We start from the raw sequence: 18,948 nt of genomic DNA, 5'->3' as shown, positions 1-18,948 counted from the left end.
CCCGGCCGCCCCGGCAGCCGCACCCGGTCACCGGATCCGCACCACTCCCCGCCCCCGGACCGCCCGGACCGCCAACCGCCCGGGGTCGGCCCTCGGCCGCGCCGCGACCGCCTCCCGCACGGTCAGCAGGATCTCGCCGTCGTAGCGCTCCGCCAGCACCCGCGCCAGCTCCGCCGCCCCGCCCGGCCGGACGTCCGGCGCCAGCTCCGGCAGCCGGCCCGGGGCGCTGAGGTCCTGGGCCTGGGCCGCCCAGTGGGCCGCGTCGCACCGCTCGCCCTCGGCCGTGTAGTGCACCGCCAGGCAGTGCACGGCCAGCTGGTCCCCGTACTGGGCTGCTATCCGCCACCAGAAGACGCCGTCCGCCGTGCGGCCCATGCCGTACAGCAGGCAGCCCAGGGTGCGGAAGGCGGTCTTCTCGGCGAGTTCGAGGTCCAGGGCCAGCTCGCCCGGCTCCACCGCGCCCGCCACCCCCGCGCACAGGTGCCGCAGGTCGCGCCGCAGCTCCGCCCGCCCTCCGGCCCACCTGGTCTGCCCGGGGAGCGCCCCGGGACCGGGTCCCGCCCCCGGACCGGAGCCGGCGCCCGCCCCGGCACCCGTGGCCGGCCCGGCGCCCGTCCCCGTCCCCGTCCCCGCCACCGGTCCCGGGCTCGGCCCCGAGGCCGGCGCGTGCGGCGGCCGGGCACCGGCGGGCGGCCTGGCGGGGCGTTCGCGCACGGCCGGGGCGGGCCGTCGAACGGCGGCGAGCCGCTCGGCCAGCCGGCGCGTGAAGTCCACCGGATCGTGGTCGTCGAACTCCCGGGCCAACTCACCGGCGTGCACGCGCAGCAGGTCCACGACCTTCATGTCCGCGCCCCGTCGTCGTCCGGGTGCTCCAACAGGTACTCCAGGTGGCGCCGTCCGAGGCTGTAGTAGGTGCGGGCGGTGGTGTGCGCGATGCCGAGGGACCGTCCGATGTCGTGGTAGGACAGTCCCGCCTGGCGCAGCCGGACCACGTCGGCCTGGACCGGGGCGGCCCGCGCGAGCTCCTCCATCGCCCAGTCCAGGGCGTCCAGTTCGGCGAGCTCGTTCAGCTCGTCCTGGCTGGTGTCGGGACGGCGCTGGGCGATCACCCGCAGTCGTTTGCGTTCGGCGCGGCGGCGCTCGCGCAGCACGTCCACGACCGCGTCCTTGACGATCTTGAAGGCGAAGGCCTGCGGATCGGGGCTGGCCAGGGCCCGGCGCCAGTTCTTGTAGAGCGTGGTGCCCGCGTTCTGGACGGCGTCCTGGGCGTCCTCACGGTGCCGCAGCCGCTGCTGGGCGTAACGGAGGTACCCGGAGTTCTCGCGAGTGAAGAAGGCCTCGAAGTCGTTCGGCAGGTCGCCGAGCGGGTCGGCTCGCAGGCCCCGCTCCTCGCCCGGCCCGGGAGTGCTCACGCGGCCCCCCTTTCATCGGTCGGCTGGCCGGCCCACCGGGTGGCACGCCGACGGCCCCTTGGGGGCTCGTGGTGTAACCGTCCGGGAGCTCCGGGTTGTTGACCGGATCGGGCGGACAATTGCCGAACGTTTCCGTTCACTTCCGAACAGCGTGGCTGACCTGCCGCTTCGCCCTCACGAGCCCGGCCCGAGGGGCAACAATGTGACCCAGATCACAGGGTGCGGGCGGATGGCTTGACAAGCCCCACGACCGCACCCCCGACTCCCACGCCCCACCGGCCCGACCCACCGACCCGCCGACCCACCGACCCACCGACCCACCCGGCGAGCCGCCGCGCCACCCCCGCGCACGAGCACGGGCCGCTTCACCCCCCTACGGGGCCGGCTCCACCTCCGCCGCATCCAGCGCGGCGGTCACCCGGTCCAGCAGTCCGCGCAGCGCGGCCAGGTCCTCGACCGGCAGTCCGGTCGCCGCGAGCAGCCGGCGCGGGACCTGCCCGGCCCGCTCACGCAGCGCCGTCCCCTCGGGGGTCGGCCGGACGGTGACCGACCGCTCGTCCTCCGCACTCCGCTCGCGGCGCACCAGTCCGGCCGCCTCCAGTCGCTTGAGCAGCGGGGAGAGTGTCCCGGAGTCCAGCCGCAGCCGCTCGCCGATCCGCTTGACGGGCAGCTCGCCCTCCTCCCACAGCACCAGCATCACCAGGTACTGCGGGTAGGTCAGCCCGAGGTCCCGCAGCAGCACCCGGTACACGCCTCCGAAGGCACGTGAGGCCGCGTTGAGCGAGAAGCAGATCTGCCGGTCGAGGCGGAGCAGCTCCTCGTCGGCCATGCCGGAATGGGTGGTCATGGACCCATGGTACCGATCACCATCACACCATTGAGTTGTGCGCAATTGAATTGCGTGCTCTACTGGTCTCAGCGCAGCGACGACCCAGCGGCCGCCGCGAAGCACGCCGGACCGGCAACCGCCCGGACCACCGGCCGCAGGAACACCCAGGACCTGAAGGGACGCCACCATGGACGCGCTCTACACCGCAGCCGCCACCGCCAACGGCCGGGAGGGCCGTGCCGTCAGCTCCGACGGCCAGCTGGACCTCGCCCTCGCCATGCCGCCCGCGCTCGGTGGCAGCGGCCAGGGCACCAACCCCGAGCAGCTCTTCGCCGCCGGCTACGCCGCCTGCTTCGCCAGCGCCCTCGGCCTGGTCGGCCGGCAGGCCCGGGTGGACACCAGCGAGGTCTCGGTGACCGCCGAGGTGTCCATCGGCAAGGACGGGGCCGGCTTCGGCCTCGCCGTCGTGCTGCGCGTCGAGCTGCCCGAGTCCCTCGCGGGCGAGACCGGCGAGCTGCTGGTCAAGCAGGCGCACGAGGTCTGCCCGTACTCCCGCGCCACCCGGGGCAACATCCCGGTCGAGCTGGTCGTCGAGTAGGCACCCGGCCATCGGCCGGTCACCGAGACCCACCGACCGGCCGACCACGGCCCCGCCCCCGGCGACGGAGCGGGCCCGCCGCACCCGAAGTGCGGCGGGCCCGCTCCGTGTCGTCCCGGGGTCGATCGCCACCGGACCGATCGGCACCCGGGGTCAATCGCCGCCCGGACCGTTCGCCGAACGCAGCGTCTCCAGTCGGTGCCGGTACTCCTCCGCGTCGATCTCACCCCGCGCGAACCGCTCCGCGAGCACCTGCTCCGGTGGCGTCCACCCGCCCCCTTGGCTCCCCTGCCCCGCCTGGCCCCAGCCCTGCGGGCCTCCCGCCCCGGATCCGCCCGTGCCCGGAGCCGCCCGACCGGGCGGGATCGGCTGCCGCGAGCGCGAGAAATAGCGGAACAGGGCCACGGCCAGGAGCACGACGATCACCAGGAGCAGCAGCGTCCCGAACGCCATCAGCCCCATGCCCCAGCCACCCACGACGTGGCCGTGTCCGTGCCAGTACCTCATCAGGACCTCCTCCTCCGGCCCCGTCGGGGCCCGCCGAGGTGAGCAGCGCCTACCACCATCGTGCGCCCGCCACCGGCGAAAGCGGCATGAGGGAAGCCTGAGAAAACGGTCCGGCGCCCGGCACGGCGCCCACCGGGGTAGCGTGCCGCTCGTGACCCACCATCCGCCGCCCGTGTCCCACCCCCAGTGGCCCACGGCTCACCAGCCACCCACGGCCTTCCGACCGCCGGACGACGACCGCTCCCCCGAGCAGCTCGTCGCCGCCGGGGTGCTGCGGCGCCACCCGGACGCACGCCCCGTCCCGGCGCTCGGCCACTCCCCGATCGGCTACGTCACCACCGCGCTCTGGGCCGAGCTCACCGCCCTCGCCATCGCGCCGGCCGCCGCAGAGACCACCGCCGCCGCGCTGCTGCGCGCGATCGCCGACCGCGCCGTGGACGCGGCGCTCGCCCCCGGCAACGAGCGCGCCCCGCGCGACGACCTGTACGTGACCGACCCCGCCCACATCGGCCCGCACCGCCGGGCGGTCTGGTTCCAGCGTTCCGGCCGGCCCGGCCCACCGGGCGCGAACGGCCTGTACGGCCCACGCGATCCGCACACCCTGCTCACCCCGCTCGACCCGCGCGGCGGGTACGCCGCGCGCGGCCCGATCACCGCCGCCTTCGCTCCCCGCGAACCGTAGGCACCCCACGCGCCGTAGGCACCCCGCGAGCCGCAGGAGCCCCACGGACCGCCGTCACCTCGGGCACCCGTGAGCCCGCGCGCCCGCTCAGCGCTCGACCCGGAGGCCGCGGCAGACCCAGCTGAGCCGGTCCGGCCCGCCGTAGGGCGGCCGGTCGTGGTACGTCCCGTCCGCCACCGACATGTTGACGATCAGGTACGCGTGCCACCCGGACCCGACGCCGTGCAGGTCCGCGTAGACCAGCTCGTCCTCCACGTACCAGTCCACCGAGTTCGCGCCGAGCACCACCCGCAGATCGAAGGTCGCCCCCAGCCCGATCCCGGAGCCCGCGCCGTGCCAGTACCGGTAGCCGCCCCGAACGTGATTGGAGATCTCCAGCAGGTCGGGGTTGTCCGGGTGGTACTCGAAGACGTCCACCTCGTTGCCGCCGTCCCGCCAGGTCCAGATCGCCGGCCAGGCGCCGAGCTCGACGGGCAGTGTCACGCTGGCCGACAGCACGTCCCCGGCACGGAGCTGGAAGCCGTCCGGACTGCCCTCGGTTGTCAGCAGGTTGCAGCTCCACAGCCCGCCGCTGTGCCGCCGGACCGCCGCGAACACCCCGTCGGGGCAGTAGTCGCGGTTGAGGTAGTCGAGTTTGTGGTCGCTCCGGTTGGTCGGCCCCATCCGGGGATAGGCGCTGCTGCGCCCGGCGATCCACTGACTGGTCGAAGTGAAGTCCGCGTCGAACACGACTGCCACGGCCGCCTCCCCGAAGCTCCGCCGTCCCGGCAGTCCGCACTGACGGGCACACAGGGTGAGTTACCCGATACCCTCCGCAGTATGCGAGGCGGATCGTTCGGGTCGGGACGAACGTGCGAATCGGGGACGGCGCGGCCGGTCAGCCGACCGGCGCCGCCCCTTCGGCCCCGAGCCGGTCGGTCACCGAGACCACCCCGTCCACCGAGCGGCACAGGTTGAGCACGATCGGCACCAGGTGCTGCTCGGGCACGGTGCCGCTGAGCACCACCCGCCCCTGGTTGACCTCCACCCCGACCTGCGCCGGGCTGACCCCGTCGATCCGGCCGAGCACCTCCTCGACGATCTCGCGCCGGATCACCACGTCCTCGCGCAGGAACACCCGCAGCAGGTCGCCGCGGCTGACCATGCCGATGACCCGCCCCTCCTCGTCCAGCACCGGCAGCCGCTTCAGGCCGTGCCGGCTCATCAGCCGCGCCGCCGCGACGACGCTGGTGTCCGGTGTGGTGCAGACCGGTTGCGCCGTCATCAGATCGGCCGCGGTCACCTCGCCGTTCGGGCCGGCCTGCGCCGACTCGGGCGCGGGCAGCAGGCTGGCCGGGTCCTCCTGCGCGGCCAGGGTCCGCAGCAGGTCGGCCTCCGAGACCACGCCGAGCGGGCGCGCCTCCGGGTCCACCACCGGCACGCCGGTGATGTCGTACTCGCTCAGCAGCGTCACGATCTCCCGGAATCCGGTCTCGGGGGAGACCAGGACGACGGGGCTGGTCATCACGGATTCGACGGTGGCATGCCGCACGCCGGTTCACCTCGTCCAACGATCCTGCTCCGACCGGACGCGGATCGTCCCGGCCGGTACCGGCAGCATCGCTCGCGGCGGCGCCGATCGCCAGGGGCCAAGGGGCCGAACGGGTGGGACCTTGGGCCCCGGCCCGCGAACACGTTCCCGACACCCCGGCCCGCGAACGCGTTCCCGACACCGGGTCCGCCGGAGCGCACCCCGGCCGCACCTCCCCCGGCACCACGCCCCCGACGGGATCACGCGTGCACGGTCGTCCCGCAGGCGAAGGGGACCATCGGCAGGAAGCCGTAGCTCCGGACGTCCGCCTCGGCGACCGGGGAGGTGCAGAACCAGCCCTCCGGGCCGAACACGTTCCGCAGCGCCCGGCCCTGCGTGCCGACGCCCCTCCAGTCGCCGTCCCGCACCCCGAGGTAGAGGACCCGGCCGTACCAGCCCTGGAGGAGGTACTCGCTGATCTCGCCGCCGTCCGTCGGGGCCGCTCCGTCCAGGTTCTTCGGCACCAGCACCCCGGGGTCGTCGCCCGGCTTCCGGTGCCCGCCGGTCACCTGGCCGAGCCAGCGGCCGACCGAGTACGGGACGATCGCGTTCGGATCGTGCAGGACCGCGTCCTCGCCCTGGTCGTCCGCGACACCGGAGGTCACGCACGGGCCCGCGTAGAAGGCACCGGGATCGCCGCCGTTCACAGCGCCGGACGCGAAGGCGCTCATCTCGTCGGAGGTGTAGGTCGAACGGCGGTAGGTGGAGTCCGAGGAGAAGTAGCCGGGCACCACCGGCCTGATCGTCGCGTCCGGCAGCCGGGAGTCGATCTGCCGCCAGTTGGTGATGTCGCAGGCGTAGATCGACCGCAGCTGGAAGCTCGTCAGGTTGTTCGGCGCGTTGCCACCCGCCGGGGCCGCCCAGGTCACCGCGTCCTTCACGAACGGGATGAAGTCGACCGAGATCGGGTCGGTCTGCTGCGGCGGCCGGCTCAGCCGGACGAAGTCGACCGTGGCGCCGGTGTTGGCCACCAGAGTGCTCAGGGCCTGCTTGGTGTTGGTCGGCCGGAAGACGGTGGTGGCCCCCGCCTTGGAGGTGATCGTGCCGGATCCCCGGGCGTCCCAGCTGTACAGCCGGGGCGAGATGGTGTCCCCGGCCGCCGAGAGCGAGGCGTTGTAGTCGGCCGCGAGCTTGTTGAGGAGCGCGTCGGCGGCGGGGGCGCCCATGCCGACCAGGTCGGCGCTGACGGGCGCCGGCGGGTCGGCGGGGGCGGGGGCGGCCGTGGCGAGGGCGAACGCGGCGGCCAGTGCGGCGGCGGCGCCGGCCCGGGTGGCGAGGCGAGGCATGCGGGGTCCCTGGAAGGTCGGCGGGGCGGTATCGGGATCCTCCGGGGTCCGGGCCTTCCACGACAGCCCCGCCGAACCGGGCGGGCGGGCAGACCCCCTGGTCGGCGGCGGGAGGGCGGCCGCCGCTCGTGGAACGTTCTTCCAGCGGTGGCCCGCCGGATGTCCGTCGGATGTCCGCCGGCCACCCGGGGGGCGCGGCCGTCGCACGATCGACTCGCGGGACCGTCCGGGGCCCCCTGGCGCCGCACCGGGTGTCCCCGGTCAGCCGGCGAGCTGCCGCGGACGCCGCGAGTCGCGCTCGTAGTCCGGCAGTTCGACGCTGCTGACCTGCTTTCCCAGCTCCAGCATCCGCTGCAGCGCCCAGCGCCGGTTGAGCAGCGCGTTGCGGAACCGCAGGCCCGCGGCCGTGCGCGGGGCGAGGAACGGCCCGGTCCGGTCCCCGCCCTTCTGGCAGCCCTGCGCGTAGCCGCGCAGCAGCTGCTCGTACCGCCCGAACGCGGCCCGGTGGTCGCCGCGCGCCCGGGCCAGCTCGCCCGCCAGGACGTACGCGGCCACCACCGCCGTGCCGGTGCCCATGCCGCCGATGGTCGCCCCGCAGGCGGCGTCGCCGATCAGGGCGATCCGGCCGGTCGACCAGGCGGGCACGTCGGCGCGGCTGATCGAGTCGAAGTACAGCTCGGGGGCGGCGTCCAGGCTCTCCAGCAGCTGCGGCACCCGCCAGCCGAGGCCCGTGAAGGCGGCCCGGACCAGCGCCTTCTGCCGCGCCGGGTCGTGGCGGTCGTGGCGCAGCTCGGGCGAGGCGAAGAGGCAGAACGCGCCGGCCCGGCCCGGGTCGCGGTGGGCGGCACCGACGGACATCAGCCGACCGGGGACGTTGAGGCCGACCGCGCCCGTCGGCAGCCCGAGGTCGTTGGGCAGCTGCCAGGTGGCCGCGTAGTACCCGAGGTGGCGGACGTAGCGCCGCTCGGGGCCGAAGGCGAGCCGGCGGACGGTGGAGTGCAGCCCGTCGGCGCCGATCACCAGGTCGAACTCGCGTGGTGCCGCGTGCCGGAAGGTGACCCGGACTCCGCTCGGGGTCTCCTCCAGTGCGGTGACCGAGTCGCCGAAGACGTACTCGGCGCGGGCGCTGCTGTGCCGGTGGAGCAGTTGGGCGAGCTCCCCGCGCGGCACCTCCAGGTCGCCGCCGGCGAATTCGGCGGGCAGGTGCAGCAGCCGGCGCCCGTCGGGGCCCACGAAGGTCATCGGGCTGCCGCCGGTGCCGAGCGTGCGCAGTTCCTCCAGGACTCCCATCCGCTCCAGCACGGTCAGGTGGGTGCGGCCGCGGAAGTCGACGTCCTGGCCGCCGTCGCGCAGTGCGGGGGCCAGCTCGACCACGGTCACCTCGAAGCCGTACCGGCCCAGCCAGTGGGCCAGCGCGGGGCCGGCGATGCTCGCGCCCGAGATCAGGACCTTGGTGCTCATGGAAACCACTCCGTCCGGGGATCAGAAAACTGTGTCTCGCGGACACTGTTCGTTGCTGTGTACGGTAGACACAGTTGGCCTGGAAGGACAACCCCCCAGGCCGCGGCCCAGGACGGAGCGGATGATGGCCGAGGCGGCGAACGACACGGTGCGACTGCTCTGGGGGCCGCCGGCCAGACCCACCCGGGGGCCGAAGCCGGCCCTGAGCCTGGAGCGGATCGCCGCGGCCGGGGTCGAGGTCGCCGACGCCGAGGGGCTCGCCGCGGTCTCCATGCAGAAGGTGGCCGGGCTGCTCGACTTCACCAAGATGTCGCTCTACCGCTACGTCCCCGGCAAGGCCGAACTGATCGCCCTGATGGTCGAGTCGGCCGTCGACGCACCCCCGGACATTTCGGAGGGCACCGACTGGCGGGATCAACTCACCGCCTGGGCCCACCACTTGGCCGAGTCCTTCGCCCGCCACCCGTGGCTGCTGGACGCCACCGTCGGCGCGCGGGTCATCGGCCCGAAGGAACTCGGCTGGCTGGAAAGGGTGGTGACGGTACTCGACGGCCACGGGCTGACCGGCCCCGAACGGATGGACGCCGCCGTCCTGCTCACCGGGCACGTGCGCGGGATCGCCGCGCAGTCCCGCGCCGCCGGGCCGGCCGCCACCCCCGAGGCCGAACTCCTCGCCGCCCTCGGCGCCGTGGTCCAGGAGCACGCCGACCGCTTCCCCGCGGTCGCCGCCGCCATGGCCGACCCGGGCGGCCGCGACCAGGCGCTGGAGTTCGGCCTGGAGCGCATCCTGGACGGACTGGCCGCCCTGATCGAGCGCCGCGCGGACACCGCCTGACCCGCGGGGCCTCCCCGGACCGCCGGGCCGCCTCCCCGCCCGGCAGTGGCACCCGGAAAATCGCTCGGAGCGCCGACGGTCGCTCGCTAGGGCGTGTCTGACCATTCGCGTCGGATCAGGGCGCGGCGTTGGGGTGCGTGCATCGCAAGGCGGAGGAGGGAGCCACTGCGGAGCATTGGCGACCGACGACAACGCGGCGAGGTGCGTGCCCCGACGCCGCGCACCCGGCGGGAATGGTCAGACACGCCCTAGGATCGCGCCCCATGGCGATGTTCGTGCACCTGACCGCCGCGGCGAACGCGCCGCGCATCCGCCGCGCCGGGATCCGCGCCGACAGCCGGGGCCAGGGCGGCGCGCGCGGGGTGTACTGCTTCCCCGTGCTGCCCTCGTACACGCTGACCCACCAGTGGCTGCGCGAGCTGGCCCGGTTCGGCCCCAAGGGCGCGCTGGTCGCGGTGCACCTCCGGCTGGACGACGAGCAGGAGGTCCTGGCCGGCCACTACCGCGACCGGGCCCGGGGCGTCCAGCAGCCGCTGCGCGCGGCCGAGGCGGTCCGACGGATCGGCGCACTGGCCGACCCGCGGGGCTGGGAGGTGTTCCTGCCGCGAGCGGTGGGTGCCCGCGAGGTGCACCGGGTCCGCGCCGTGCCGCAGGTCACCGGCTGGCGCTACCTGCCGGGCGCCCACGGCACCCGGCCCTGCACCTGTCAGGGCTGCCGGATCTACGGCGAGTACGGCGGCCGCCGGCTGCGCGAGCGCCACCCGCACCCGCTGGACGGCCCGCCCCCGCCCGTGCCCGTGCTGCTCGCGCGGATCGCGGCGGCCGGCGAACCGGGCGACCCGGCCGAACTGCGCTCGGCGCTGCACTGGTTCGGAATGCGCCGGCGCGGCCCGGTGGACCTGCTCGCCCGGCTGGCCTCCCATCCGGCACCGGAGGTGCGCGGGGACCTGGTGTGGGCCGTCGGCCGCTGGTCCACCCCGGGCGTCGCCGAACTGCTGGACGGCCTGGCGGAGGATCCGCACCCGCGGGTCCGCGAGGCCGTCACGGCGGTCCGGGACCTCTGAGGTCCCGGCCGCCGTCGGGTCGTACGCCGGCGCCGGGTCGTTCACGGGTGCCGGCACGTCCGCGCCCCGCCCATTCCTCTCCGTGCGGCCCGTCGGCGCGCCGCCGACCTGCGCGGTCTCCGGTCGACGTGCCCGTTCGCCCGATCCGGGTGATCATGGGACGAACCGTGTCATCGGCGATTCGGCGCACCGGGCCGTCGGCCCGGGTGCGCCCGGAAGGTGGACTGCGATGTTCCAGCTCCTGTGGATCCTGCTCATCGGCTTCGTGCTGGGCGTGATCGCCAAACTCATCCTGCGCGGACCGCAGTCGATCCCCTGGTGGCTGACCATGCTGCTCGGCGCCGCCGGGGCCTGGCTCGGCAACGCCGTCTCCGGCTGGATCGGTGTCCGCCACACCTCGGGGATCGACTGGATCCGCCACATCCTGCAGATCGTCTTCGCCGTCGCCCTGGTGGCCTTCGTCGCCCCCGCGTGGAGCAGATCCCATCAGAACCGCTGACCGGCCGACGCGCCGTGCGGGCCGCCGTCGGCCGGGCCCGCTCAGCCCACGTGGACGGCCGGCCGGCGTGAGCGGTCCGGCTCGGCCTCGCGCAGCACCTCGCGGGTGACCGGGGCGATCTCGCCCTGTCCGAACAGGAAGAACCGCAGGAACTGGGCGAACGGGTTGCCCTCGGTCCACTCGAAGTAGATGTGCGGCTGTTGCCCGGTGAGGTCGCGCACCCGGAGCAGCAGGGCCGCCAGGGCGTTGGGCACGCTGGAGCTCTCCAGGGTGAGCACCCGGTAGCGGTCGTGCAGCACCTCGCCGCGCACGGTCAGTTCGGCCTCGAAGTCGGACGGGTCGAGCACGGTGACCTCGACGAAGACCAGGTCGTCCTCGGCCGGGATGTCGTTGTCCCGCCGGATCTGGTGGATCTTGTCGCGGTACTCGGCGAGGTCCCGGCTGTTCGGTTCGTTGGCGATCAGCCGCAGCGGGCGGTGGGTGTAGTCCCGGACGAACCGCTCCGCGACGTCGTCCAGCACCACGTCGGTGACGCGCAGTTCGAAGGCGCGCTTGAGCCGGGAGAGGAACGAGACCAGCATGATGCCCGCGATGAAGCAGGCGCCGATCTTGACCCCGTCCGGCCGCTCGGCGATGTTCACCGCCGTGGTGTAGAGGAACACCGCGGCGATCACCGCGAAGCCGGCCCGCCAGCGGCGCTGCCCGGCCTTGTGGGCGGCGATGGTGACGGCGATGGCGGCGGAGCTGATCAGCACCAGCACGCCGGTCGCATAGGCGCCGCCCTGGGCGTCCACGTTGGCGTCGAAGATCCAGGTCACCAGGAAGGCGATCAGGGTGAGCACGACGACGGTCGGCCGCACCGCGCGGGCCCAGTGCGGGGCCATGCCGTAGCGGGGCAGGTAGCGCGGCATCAGGTTGAGCAGCCCGGCCATCGCGGAGGCCCCGGCGAACCAGAGGATGGCGATCGTGGAGAGGTCGTAGACGCTGCCGAAGGTGCTGCCCAGGTACTCGTGGGCGAGGTAGGCGAGCGCCCGCCCGTTGGCCTGGCCGCCGGGCTCGAACTGGTCCGGCGGGATGAGCAGCGTGGTGATGAAGCTGGTGGTGATCAGGAAGACGCTCATGATCGCGGCGGCGGTGGTCAGCAGCTTGCGGGCGCCGCGGATCCGGCCGGTGGGCTTCTCCTCGGTGTCGTCCGGGTCGCCCTCGATGTGCGGCATCACGGCGACGCCGGTCTCGAAGCCGGACAGGCCGAGCGCCAGCTTCGGGAAGACAATCAGCGCGACTCCGATCATCGCGATCGCGTTGCCGTGCTCCACGGTCAGCGCGTCCGTCCACTCGGTGAACAGCTGCGGCTCGCTGAACACGTGCCACAGCCCGTTGGCCACCACCACGACGTTGAGCGAGAGGTACACCGCGACCAGCACCACGGCCAGGCCGATCGCCTCGCTGAAGCCCTTGAGGAAGACCGCGCCGAGCAGCGCGATCATGATCATGGTCAGCATGATCTGCTTGCCGGTCAGCGCGCTGTGCAGGTGCGGGTTCTCCACCAGGTGCGCGCTGGCGTCGGCGGCGGACAGGGTGATGGTGATCATGAAGTCGGTGGCCGCGAAACCCAGCAGGGTGAGCACGAAGAGCTTGCCCTGCCAGAAGGACAGCAGCCGTTCCAGCATCGCGATCGAACCCTGGCCGTGCGGGCTCTCCTGGGCCACCCTCCGGTAGACCGGCAGCGCGCCCAGCAGGGTGACGGCCACCAGCACGATGGTCGCCAGCGGCGAGACCAGCCCGGCCGCGAGCGCGGCGATGCCGGGCTGGTAGCCGAGCGTGGAGAAGTAGTCCAGGCCGGTCAGGCACATGACCCGCCACCAGCGCCGGCCCTCCTCGTGCGGGACCTCGGCGTGCGGACCGGGGTGCTGCTTGGCCATGTCGGCCAGGCCCTCCAGCATCCAGGCCCGGAACCGCTCGCGCCGGGAGACCGGCCCCGCCCCCGCTTCGGCCGACCCCGACGAAACCACGTGCACCCCTGTCCACGACTCGGCCGGGCGCGGACGGCTCCGGATCCCCTGCGGCCGCCGGGCGGCGCGCCTGGTCAGGCTAGGGGACCGGCCCGCCGGGGCCGGGCCACCGCGCCGGTCGACACGCCCGGGTGCGCCCGTACGGCCCTGCCCGGTCGCGGGCCGTCCCCGGCCGCCTTCGCCGACGCCCTGCGGCGCCCCTGCGGCGCTCCTGAAGCTCCCCCGTGGCGCCCCCACGGAGCCCGGCGACGGCCGCGGCCCGGCGCGGCGGCCTGCGCGGGGCTCACGAAACACGCGAGGATGTCCGCGCGACCGACACACCGGGCCGGCGCCCCCAGCGCGCCGCCACCGACCGGGTCGACGCGCCCACGCGCCCGGGACACGGCCCCGGACACGGGCACGGGTACGGGCACGCACGAGGAAACACGGAGGTCGCGGTGGCGGAGCCGAGCCGGCGCAGGATTCTGGGCCTGGGCCTGATGGCGGCCGCCGTCACCTCCTGCGGCCACCCCCGCCCGGCCCCGGCCGCCGCCGCGCAGCCGTCCGCCGCGGCGGCCACGGCGGCCTCCTCCGCCCCGAGCGCCCCCGGCAGCCCGGCCGCCGACGGGCACACCGGGACGACGAGCGAGCGCTCCCGCCCCGGCAACCCCGACTGGGAGATCACCGACCCCGGCCCGGACGACGCCATCGCGGGGTTCGCCGACCGGGTCAGCGTCCTGCCCGGCGAGCCCTTCGGCCTGCACGTCTCCACCCCGGCCGCGGCCTTCACCGTCTCCGCCTACCGGATGGGCTGGTACGACGGCGCCCGCGCCCGGCTGGTCTGGCGCCGCGAGCACGTCCCGGGCGGCCGGCAGGCCGCGCCGCACGTGGACCCGGTGACCCGCACCGTGCTGACCGGCTGGCAGCGCACCCTCGCGGTGGACACCGCCGGCTGGCCCGAGGGCGCCTACCTGCTGCGCCTGGACGCCGAGGACGGTTCCGGCCGGCGCTACGTCCCGCTCACCGTCCGCTCGGCGAGCACCGCCGGCAGGACCGTGATCATGAGCGCCCCGGCGACCTGGCAGGCCTACAACGAGTGGGGCGGCTACAGCCTCTACAACGGTCCGACCGGCGGCCTGGCCACCCGCTCGCTGAAGGCCGTCTTCGACCGTCCGTACGACTACGACCACGGCGCCGGGCTGTTCCTGGTCTACGAGGCGCCCCTGGTCGCCCTCGCCGAGCGGCTCGGCCTGCCGCTCGCCTACACCACCGGCATCGACGTGGCCCGCGAGCCCGGCCTGCTGACCGGGGCCGCCGCCGTCCTGTCGCTCGGCCACGACGAGTACTGGTCCCCCGAGCAGCGGGCCAACGTGGTCGCCGCCCGCGACGCCGGGACCAACCTGGCGATCCTGGGCGCCAACTGCTGCTTCCGCCGGGTCAGGTTCGAGCCGACCGACCTCGGGCCGGACCGCACGGTGGTCTGCTACAAGGACGCCTGGGCGCAGGACCCGGGCCACCTGTCGGGCGGCCCGGCGACCACCGACTTCCGGGCCGGCCCGGGCGCCGACCCGGAGAGTTCGATGCTCGGCGTCATCTACGACGGCTACCCGGTGGACGCCCCGTACGTGGTCACCTCGCCCGGGCACTGGGCCTTCGAGGGGACGGGCGTCGCGGCCGGGGCCTCGTTCCCGCACCTGGTCGGGGTCGAGTACGACCGGGTGGACACCGGCTTCCCCACCCCCCGCCCGATCGAGGTGATCGCCCACTCCCCCGTGGTCTGCGACGGCCGCCGCTCCCACTCCGACACCGCCTACTGCACCCTGCCGGGCGGCGCCGGGGTGTTCGCCACCGGGACGATGCGCTGGGTCGAGGCGCTGGACGCCCGCGGCCCCGGCGGCGGCAGGGCCGACCACGGCATCGACGCGCACGCCGGGGACCTGGTCCGCCAGGTCACCGAGAACGTCCTGCGCGCCTTCGCCGCCGGCCCGGCCGGCCGGGCCCGCCCGGCCCAGGACAACCTCGCCGCCGTCTACGGCACGGCGTAGCTGGGGGCGGCTCAGCCGGTGGCCGGCGGGGTGAAAGTCTCCGCGGGGCCGAAGTCCGAGACGCGTTCCTTCGTCACGACCGGCTTGCCGGCGACCACCGTCGACCGTTCACTGCGGACGGTCCGGCCGAGCCGGTCGATCCACAGCTGGCAGTCGGCCGCGTCCGTGCCCTCGTTCTGGCGCCCGACCCCGTAGCTCGGGTCCGCGCGGCGCAGCTCGGCCGGTGAGAGCCGGGCGCTCAGGTGGAACACCGGCACGCCCGCCTCGGTCTCCATGCCCTTGCGGGCGGCGGGCCCGGCGTCCAGCAGGACCTTGGCGTAGCCGTCGTCGTCGTATGCGCCGACCCCGACGCTCGCCGGGGGCTTCTGATCGGTCGTCCACCGGGTCTCACCGCTCTCCTTGTTCCGCCGGTAGACGGCCTGGTCGATGATCACCGTCTCCTCCCAGGCCAGCACGGAGGACCCGCGGACCATCTTCGCCTCCGTACGGGATCCCTCGGCCGGAGTGTTGTGGTTCGACCGGGCGGTGACGGTGGTCAGCTCCTTCTCGCCGCCCTCGCCCCTCTCGACGGTCATCTCGAACGTCGCGGCGTACGGCTCCCGGGAGCGGTGGGCGATCGCGACCGCGGGGTCGAAGGCTCCGGTCGCGTCGGCGGGTGCTCCGGTCGCGTCGGCCGGTGCGCCGGTGGCGCCGGTGGACGCTCCGGTCGTGGGGGCGGCCTTCGGCGGAGCGGCGCTGTCGGCGCCGCAGCCGGTCAGCGTGGCCAGTGCGAGGACCAGGGCGGTGACGGGCAGGACGGTGCTGCGACGGATCGTCAAGGAGGGCTCCGGGTCGGCGTTCGGAAACGGCGGCGGCAGCCTCCCACATCGGCCCATCGCGGTCGAACGGGTTTCCGCCCCCAGCCGGGGCGGGAGCCGGCCGACACGCCGGATAGACTCGCACGGTCCCATCCGGAGCAGGCACGAGGGAAACAGAACATGGTCGAGGCCTCCCCCAAGGTCGTTGTGGTCGTCCCCACGTACAACGAGCGGGAGAACCTCCCGGTCCTCGCGGGCATGCTCGCGGAGCTTCCGGTGCCCAACCTGCACCTGCTGGTGGTCGACGACAACTCCCCCGACGGCACCGGCGAGATCGCCGACAAGCTGGCCGCGGACTCCGGCGGCACCGTGGGCGTGCTGCACCGCACCGAGAAGGACGGCCTCGGCCGCGCCTACCTGGCCGGCATGGCCAAGGCCCTGGACGAGGGCGCCGACGTGGTGGTGCAGATGGACGCCGACCTGTCCCACCCGGCCTCGGTGATACCCGTGATGGTCGAGACGCTGCTCGCCGACGACACCGCCGTGGTGCTGGGCTCGCGCTACGTCCCCGGCGGCTCGACCGCCGAGGAGTGGCCCTGGCACCGCAAGGCGCTGTCCGCCTGGGCGAACTTCTACGTCAACGCGATCCTGAGCCTCGGGGTCAGGGACGCCACCGCCGGGTTCAAGGCCTGGCGCGCGAGCGCCCTGCGCGCCATCGACCTTCCGACCGTGCAGAGCAACGGCTACTCGTTCCAGGTCGAGATGAACTACCGGGTCGTCAAGCAGGGCCTGTCGATCCGCGAGGTGCCGATCCGTTTCGAGGAGCGGATCGAGGGCGCCTCGAAGATGAGCATGGGTGTGCAGGTCGAGTCCGCGCTGGCGCCCTGGAAGCTGCGCTTCAACCGCGACAACTGAGCCGGCGGGCCCCGGCGACGGCGGCGCGCCGGCCCGGGCCGATGCGGGCGTACGGGTGCCGGAGCGCCCCGGGAGCGGTGTGAACGGCGGATGCGGGGAAAGAAGGGCGACATGGCCCTTCTCCCGGAGTCCCTCGCGGACCTGGTCCGCCGCAGCGCCCGAGAACCCTTCGTGGTCCAGACCGTCCGGGCCACCGTGGCGGCCACCATCGCCTACGCGGTGGCGACGCAGCTGAGCAGCGAGCCCGCCCCGCTGACGGCGCCGCTGACCGCGCTGCTGGTCGTCCAGGTCACCGTCTACTCGACGCTGAAGACCAGCATCCGCCGGGTCAACTCGGTGGTGGTCGGGGTGCTGATCGCGATCGGGTTCAGCGCCGTGGTCGGGCTCTCCTGGTGGAGCCTCGGGCTGATCATCCTGGCCTCGCTGGTCGTCGGCCGGTTCGTCCGGGTCGAGGAGTTCGTCCAGGAGGTCGCGATCAGCGCGATGCTGATCCTGGGCGTGACCAAGCTGGCCTCGCAGGCCTGGGACCGGGTGCTGGAGACGCTCATCGGCGCCGCCGTCGGCCTGCTGTTCAACCTGCTGTTCGCGCCGCCGGTCTGGGTGGACACCGCCGGGGAGTCGATCGAGGACCTCGCCCGGCGGGCCCGCCAGCTGCTCCTGGACATCTCCGAGGAACTGGGCCGCCCCACCCTGGTGGCCCGGGCCGCCGAACGGCTGCACGAGGCCCGGCGGCTGGACCAGGCGATCGCCGACGTGGACGCGGCGCTGCGCCAGGCGGAGGACAGCCTGCGCTTCAACCCGCGGATCAGCGAGGGGCTGCTGTCCCGGCTGGTGCTGCGCACCGGGCTGGACACCCTGGAGATCTGCGTCGTGGTGATCCGGGTGCTGGCCCGCTCGCTGACCGACCTGGCCAAGCGGCGCGCGCCCGGCGAACGGCTCTTCCCGCCGGACGTCGCGTCGGGGCTGGAGGAGCTGCTGGCGCACGTGGGCGATGCGATGGTCAGCTACGCGGTGCTGGTGACCACGCAGGTGAGCCGCAACGCCGAGGAGGCCGAGGACAGGCTGACCACCGAGCTGGCGGCGGCCTGGGCCTGCCGGGAGAACGTCGCCCAGGTGCTGCTGCGCAAGGTCCAGGAGCACCCGGAGGCCTGGCAGTTGCACGGTTCGATACTGGCCGAGGTGGACCGCATCCTGGACGAGATGGACCTGGAGCACCGCAGCCGGCGGCTGATGGAGGAGCTGGACCGGGCCTCGGTGGCGAACCGGGAGCGGTTCTCCCGCTACGCCGCGCTGCGCCGCCTGCTGCGCGGCGAGCGGGCCCGCGGCGGCCGGTCCGCCACGGCGGAGCGCCCGGCGGCGTAGGGCGCTCCGCCGTGGCGGACACGCCCTGGCCAGGCGCCGGGCGCCACGGGCCGCGGGCAGGGCGTGTCCGGGGGCCAGTGGCCGCGGTCCGGGGTCACGGGGCAGGGGTCAGGGCATCAGCCAGGGCTGCTGCGGCAGCGGGTGGCCGGTCTCCAGGTAGGTCTTGAGGTTGGCGAGCACCGCCGACCAGCCCTGTTCGGCGTCCGCCCGGGCGGCCTCGTCGGCGAGGTCCGCGTGGGTGACGGTGAGCCGGGTGAGGTCCTGCCAGCCCTGGAGCTCGAAGGTGACCCGGGAGGGGAAGGCGGCGTGCTGCTCCTGCGGGCCGGCCCAGGTGGTGACCAGCAGGTGCGGGCGGTCGACCGCCTCGACGGTGCCGATGACGTCGGCGGTCCCGGAGCCGTCGGTCCGCTGGTGCTCCCAGGGCGCGCCGAGCAGCCAGGTGGAGACGTTGCGGTGGCCCCAGTAGAGGCCGGACTCGTCGGCGTTGGTGAGCGCGTGCCAGACCCGCTCGGGGGTGGCCCGCAGGTAGGTGATGCCGCGGTGGCCGAAGGCGGTCACGACCTCACCCCTTCGCCGCGTCGAGCAGCGGCTGGATCTCGATCTTCCGCATCCGCAGCATGGCCGCGAACACGCGGTCCGCGGTGGCCCGGTCCTCGCCCGCGACCAGGTCGAGCAGCACCCGGGGGGTGATCTGCCAGGAGAGGCCGTAGCGGTCCTTGAGCCAGCCGCACGGTCCCTCCTCACCGCCGTCCGCGCTGAGCTCCGCCCAGAGCCGGTCGATCTCCTGCTGATCCTCGCACTCCACCTGGAGCGAGATCGCCTCGGTGAAGTGGAACGCCGGACCGCCGTTGAGGGCCGTGTACTCGCGGCCGGCGAGCTCGAACTCGACGGTCATCACCGAGCCCGCCGGGCCGGGGCCGGTCTCGCCGTACCGGGTGGTCCTGGTGACCCGGGAGTTCGGGAACAGGGTGGTGTAGAAGGCGGCGGCCTCTTCGGCCCGGTCGTCGAACCAGAGGAAGGTGGTGATCTTCTGCATGCGCCCGACGGTAACGGCGGGCTCCGGCACGGCGGCCGAGCCACGGCCGGGGGTCACCG

Annotated in this window: 20 protein-coding genes; 8 read left to right on the top strand and 12 right to left on the bottom strand. The window is 74.3% G+C overall.

Annotated features, from left to right (window positions below; translation table 11 throughout):
- Positions 1-27: 27 nt before the first annotated feature.
- From ACFVVA_RS09860 to ACFVVA_RS09850, 3 genes are all read right to left on the bottom strand, one after another.
- The gene (locus ACFVVA_RS09860) at positions 28-843 is read right to left on the bottom strand and encodes a hypothetical protein (protein ID WP_387687595.1); all 816 of its coding nucleotides are present in this window, start codon (positions 841-843) and stop codon (positions 28-30) included.
- On the bottom strand, positions 840-1,412 hold the full coding sequence (locus ACFVVA_RS09855; protein ID WP_387687592.1) for an RNA polymerase sigma factor: 573 nt from the start codon (positions 1,410-1,412) through the stop codon (positions 840-842). The genes ACFVVA_RS09860 and ACFVVA_RS09855 overlap by 4 nt, the downstream gene beginning before the upstream one ends.
- Before the next feature lie 373 nt (positions 1,413-1,785).
- Positions 1,786-2,259: a MarR family winged helix-turn-helix transcriptional regulator gene (locus ACFVVA_RS09850; protein ID WP_387687590.1), complete on the bottom strand. Its 474-nt coding sequence runs from the start codon at positions 2,257-2,259 to the stop codon at positions 1,786-1,788.
- A gap of 169 nt (positions 2,260-2,428) precedes the next feature.
- Between ACFVVA_RS09850 and ACFVVA_RS09845 the strand changes: the two genes are divergently transcribed.
- Positions 2,429-2,839 (top strand): organic hydroperoxide resistance protein, encoded by a 411-nt coding sequence (locus ACFVVA_RS09845; RefSeq protein WP_355266881.1) that lies wholly within the window; start codon positions 2,429-2,431, stop codon positions 2,837-2,839.
- Between the two features lie 153 nt (positions 2,840-2,992).
- On the opposite strand, the gene ACFVVA_RS09840 is transcribed toward ACFVVA_RS09845, so the two are convergent.
- On the bottom strand, positions 2,993-3,346 hold the full coding sequence (locus ACFVVA_RS09840; RefSeq protein WP_387687588.1) for an SHOCT domain-containing protein: 354 nt from the start codon (positions 3,344-3,346) through the stop codon (positions 2,993-2,995).
- Positions 3,347-3,497: 151 nt separating this feature from the next.
- Here ACFVVA_RS09840 and ACFVVA_RS09835 point away from each other — a divergent pair, with 151 nt between their 5' ends.
- Positions 3,498-4,028, top strand: coding sequence for a hypothetical protein (locus tag ACFVVA_RS09835; RefSeq protein WP_387687586.1), 531 nt, complete (start codon positions 3,498-3,500; stop codon positions 4,026-4,028).
- An 87-nt stretch (positions 4,029-4,115) separates the two neighbouring features.
- Here ACFVVA_RS09835 and ACFVVA_RS09830 read toward each other — a convergent pair whose 3' ends face one another.
- The 4 genes from ACFVVA_RS09830 to ACFVVA_RS09815 all read right to left on the bottom strand — a co-directional run bounded on the left by ACFVVA_RS09830 (position 4,116) and on the right by ACFVVA_RS09815 (position 8,345).
- Positions 4,116-4,766 (bottom strand): beta-glucanase, encoded by a 651-nt coding sequence (locus tag ACFVVA_RS09830; RefSeq protein WP_387687584.1) that lies wholly within the window; start codon positions 4,764-4,766, stop codon positions 4,116-4,118.
- 139 nt (positions 4,767-4,905) lie between these two features.
- Positions 4,906-5,559, bottom strand: coding sequence for a CBS domain-containing protein (locus ACFVVA_RS09825; RefSeq protein WP_387687582.1), 654 nt, complete (start codon positions 5,557-5,559; stop codon positions 4,906-4,908).
- Between the two features lie 239 nt (positions 5,560-5,798).
- Entirely contained in the window at positions 5,799-6,884 is a 1,086-nt protein-coding gene (locus ACFVVA_RS09820) for a substrate-binding domain-containing protein (protein ID WP_387687580.1), read from the bottom strand.
- A 261-nt stretch (positions 6,885-7,145) separates the two neighbouring features.
- Positions 7,146-8,345, bottom strand: coding sequence for an FAD-dependent monooxygenase (locus ACFVVA_RS09815; RefSeq protein ID WP_387687578.1), 1,200 nt, complete (start codon positions 8,343-8,345; stop codon positions 7,146-7,148).
- 121 nt (positions 8,346-8,466) lie between these two features.
- Between ACFVVA_RS09815 and ACFVVA_RS09810 the strand changes: the two genes are divergently transcribed.
- The 3 genes from ACFVVA_RS09810 to ACFVVA_RS09800 all read left to right on the top strand — a co-directional run bounded on the left by ACFVVA_RS09810 (position 8,467) and on the right by ACFVVA_RS09800 (position 10,743).
- On the top strand, positions 8,467-9,180 hold the full coding sequence (locus ACFVVA_RS09810; RefSeq protein WP_387687576.1) for a TetR/AcrR family transcriptional regulator: 714 nt from the start codon (positions 8,467-8,469) through the stop codon (positions 9,178-9,180).
- A gap of 263 nt (positions 9,181-9,443) precedes the next feature.
- Entirely contained in the window at positions 9,444-10,244 is an 801-nt protein-coding gene (locus tag ACFVVA_RS09805; protein ID WP_387687574.1) for a HEAT repeat domain-containing protein, read from the top strand.
- A 229-nt stretch (positions 10,245-10,473) separates the two neighbouring features.
- A complete protein-coding gene (locus tag ACFVVA_RS09800) occupies positions 10,474-10,743 on the top strand; it encodes a GlsB/YeaQ/YmgE family stress response membrane protein (protein ID WP_359903939.1) in 270 nt (89 codons plus the stop codon).
- Positions 10,744-10,784: 41 nt separating this feature from the next.
- Here the strand turns inward: ACFVVA_RS09800 and ACFVVA_RS09795 are convergent, their stop codons facing one another.
- Entirely contained in the window at positions 10,785-12,686 is a 1,902-nt protein-coding gene (locus ACFVVA_RS09795; RefSeq protein WP_387687848.1) for an amino acid transporter, read from the bottom strand.
- Between the two features lie 506 nt (positions 12,687-13,192).
- On the opposite strand from ACFVVA_RS09795, the gene ACFVVA_RS09790 reads away from it, so the two are divergent.
- The gene (locus ACFVVA_RS09790) at positions 13,193-14,779 is read left to right on the top strand and encodes a N,N-dimethylformamidase beta subunit family domain-containing protein (protein ID WP_387687572.1); all 1,587 of its coding nucleotides are present in this window, start codon (positions 13,193-13,195) and stop codon (positions 14,777-14,779) included.
- A gap of 11 nt (positions 14,780-14,790) precedes the next feature.
- Here ACFVVA_RS09790 and ACFVVA_RS09785 read toward each other — a convergent pair whose 3' ends face one another.
- The gene (locus tag ACFVVA_RS09785) at positions 14,791-15,597 is read right to left on the bottom strand and encodes a hypothetical protein (protein ID WP_387687569.1); all 807 of its coding nucleotides are present in this window, start codon (positions 15,595-15,597) and stop codon (positions 14,791-14,793) included.
- 159 nt (positions 15,598-15,756) lie between these two features.
- On the opposite strand from ACFVVA_RS09785, the gene ACFVVA_RS09780 reads away from it, so the two are divergent.
- Positions 15,757-16,491 (top strand): polyprenol monophosphomannose synthase, encoded by a 735-nt coding sequence (locus tag ACFVVA_RS09780; RefSeq protein ID WP_380544782.1) that lies wholly within the window; start codon positions 15,757-15,759, stop codon positions 16,489-16,491.
- Between the two features lie 111 nt (positions 16,492-16,602).
- Complete coding sequence (locus ACFVVA_RS09775) at positions 16,603-17,853, top strand: aromatic acid exporter family protein (protein ID WP_387687567.1); 1,251 nt, start codon at positions 16,603-16,605, stop codon at positions 17,851-17,853.
- Positions 17,854-17,961: 108 nt separating this feature from the next.
- On the opposite strand, the gene ACFVVA_RS09770 is transcribed toward ACFVVA_RS09775, so the two are convergent.
- Positions 17,962-18,411, bottom strand: a complete 450-nt coding sequence (locus ACFVVA_RS09770) for an SRPBCC domain-containing protein (protein WP_387687565.1) — start codon at positions 18,409-18,411, stop codon at positions 17,962-17,964.
- Between the two features lie 4 nt (positions 18,412-18,415).
- The gene (locus ACFVVA_RS09765; RefSeq protein WP_387687563.1) at positions 18,416-18,889 is read right to left on the bottom strand and encodes a VOC family protein; all 474 of its coding nucleotides are present in this window, start codon (positions 18,887-18,889) and stop codon (positions 18,416-18,418) included.
- Between the last annotated feature and the right edge of the window lie 59 nt (positions 18,890-18,948).

This window comes from Kitasatospora sp. NPDC058048, assembly GCF_042885555.1.
In the GTDB taxonomy this organism is placed as follows: Bacteria; Actinomycetota; Actinomycetes; order Streptomycetales; family Streptomycetaceae; genus Kitasatospora; species Kitasatospora lactacystinica.
Note: the sequence above shows the minus strand (reverse complement) of the source record. Positions and strands in the feature narration are given on the sequence as shown.

Coding starts and splice junctions, on each gene's coding strand:
- ACFVVA_RS09860 (WP_387687595.1), bottom strand. CDS start 843: ATGAAGGTCGTGGACCTGCTGCGCGTGCACGCCGGTGAGTTGGCCCGG.
- ACFVVA_RS09850 (WP_387687590.1), bottom strand. CDS start 2,259: ATGACCACCCATTCCGGCATGGCCGACGAGGAGCTGCTCCGCCTCGAC.
- ACFVVA_RS09845 (WP_355266881.1), top strand. CDS start 2,429: ATGGACGCGCTCTACACCGCAGCCGCCACCGCCAACGGCCGGGAGGGC.
- ACFVVA_RS09840 (WP_387687588.1), bottom strand. CDS start 3,346: ATGAGGTACTGGCACGGACACGGCCACGTCGTGGGTGGCTGGGGCATG.
- ACFVVA_RS09820 (WP_387687580.1), bottom strand. CDS start 6,884: ATGCCTCGCCTCGCCACCCGGGCCGGCGCCGCCGCCGCACTGGCCGCC.
- ACFVVA_RS09815 (WP_387687578.1), bottom strand. CDS start 8,345: ATGAGCACCAAGGTCCTGATCTCGGGCGCGAGCATCGCCGGCCCCGCG.
- ACFVVA_RS09810 (WP_387687576.1), top strand. CDS start 8,467: ATGATGGCCGAGGCGGCGAACGACACGGTGCGACTGCTCTGGGGGCCG.
- ACFVVA_RS09805 (WP_387687574.1), top strand. CDS start 9,444: ATGGCGATGTTCGTGCACCTGACCGCCGCGGCGAACGCGCCGCGCATC.
- ACFVVA_RS09800 (WP_359903939.1), top strand. CDS start 10,474: ATGTTCCAGCTCCTGTGGATCCTGCTCATCGGCTTCGTGCTGGGCGTG.
- ACFVVA_RS09795 (WP_387687848.1), bottom strand. CDS start 12,686: ATGCTGGAGGGCCTGGCCGACATGGCCAAGCAGCACCCCGGTCCGCAC.
- ACFVVA_RS09780 (WP_380544782.1), top strand. CDS start 15,757: ATGGTCGAGGCCTCCCCCAAGGTCGTTGTGGTCGTCCCCACGTACAAC.
- ACFVVA_RS09775 (WP_387687567.1), top strand. CDS start 16,603: ATGGCCCTTCTCCCGGAGTCCCTCGCGGACCTGGTCCGCCGCAGCGCC.
- ACFVVA_RS09765 (WP_387687563.1), bottom strand. CDS start 18,889: ATGCAGAAGATCACCACCTTCCTCTGGTTCGACGACCGGGCCGAAGAG.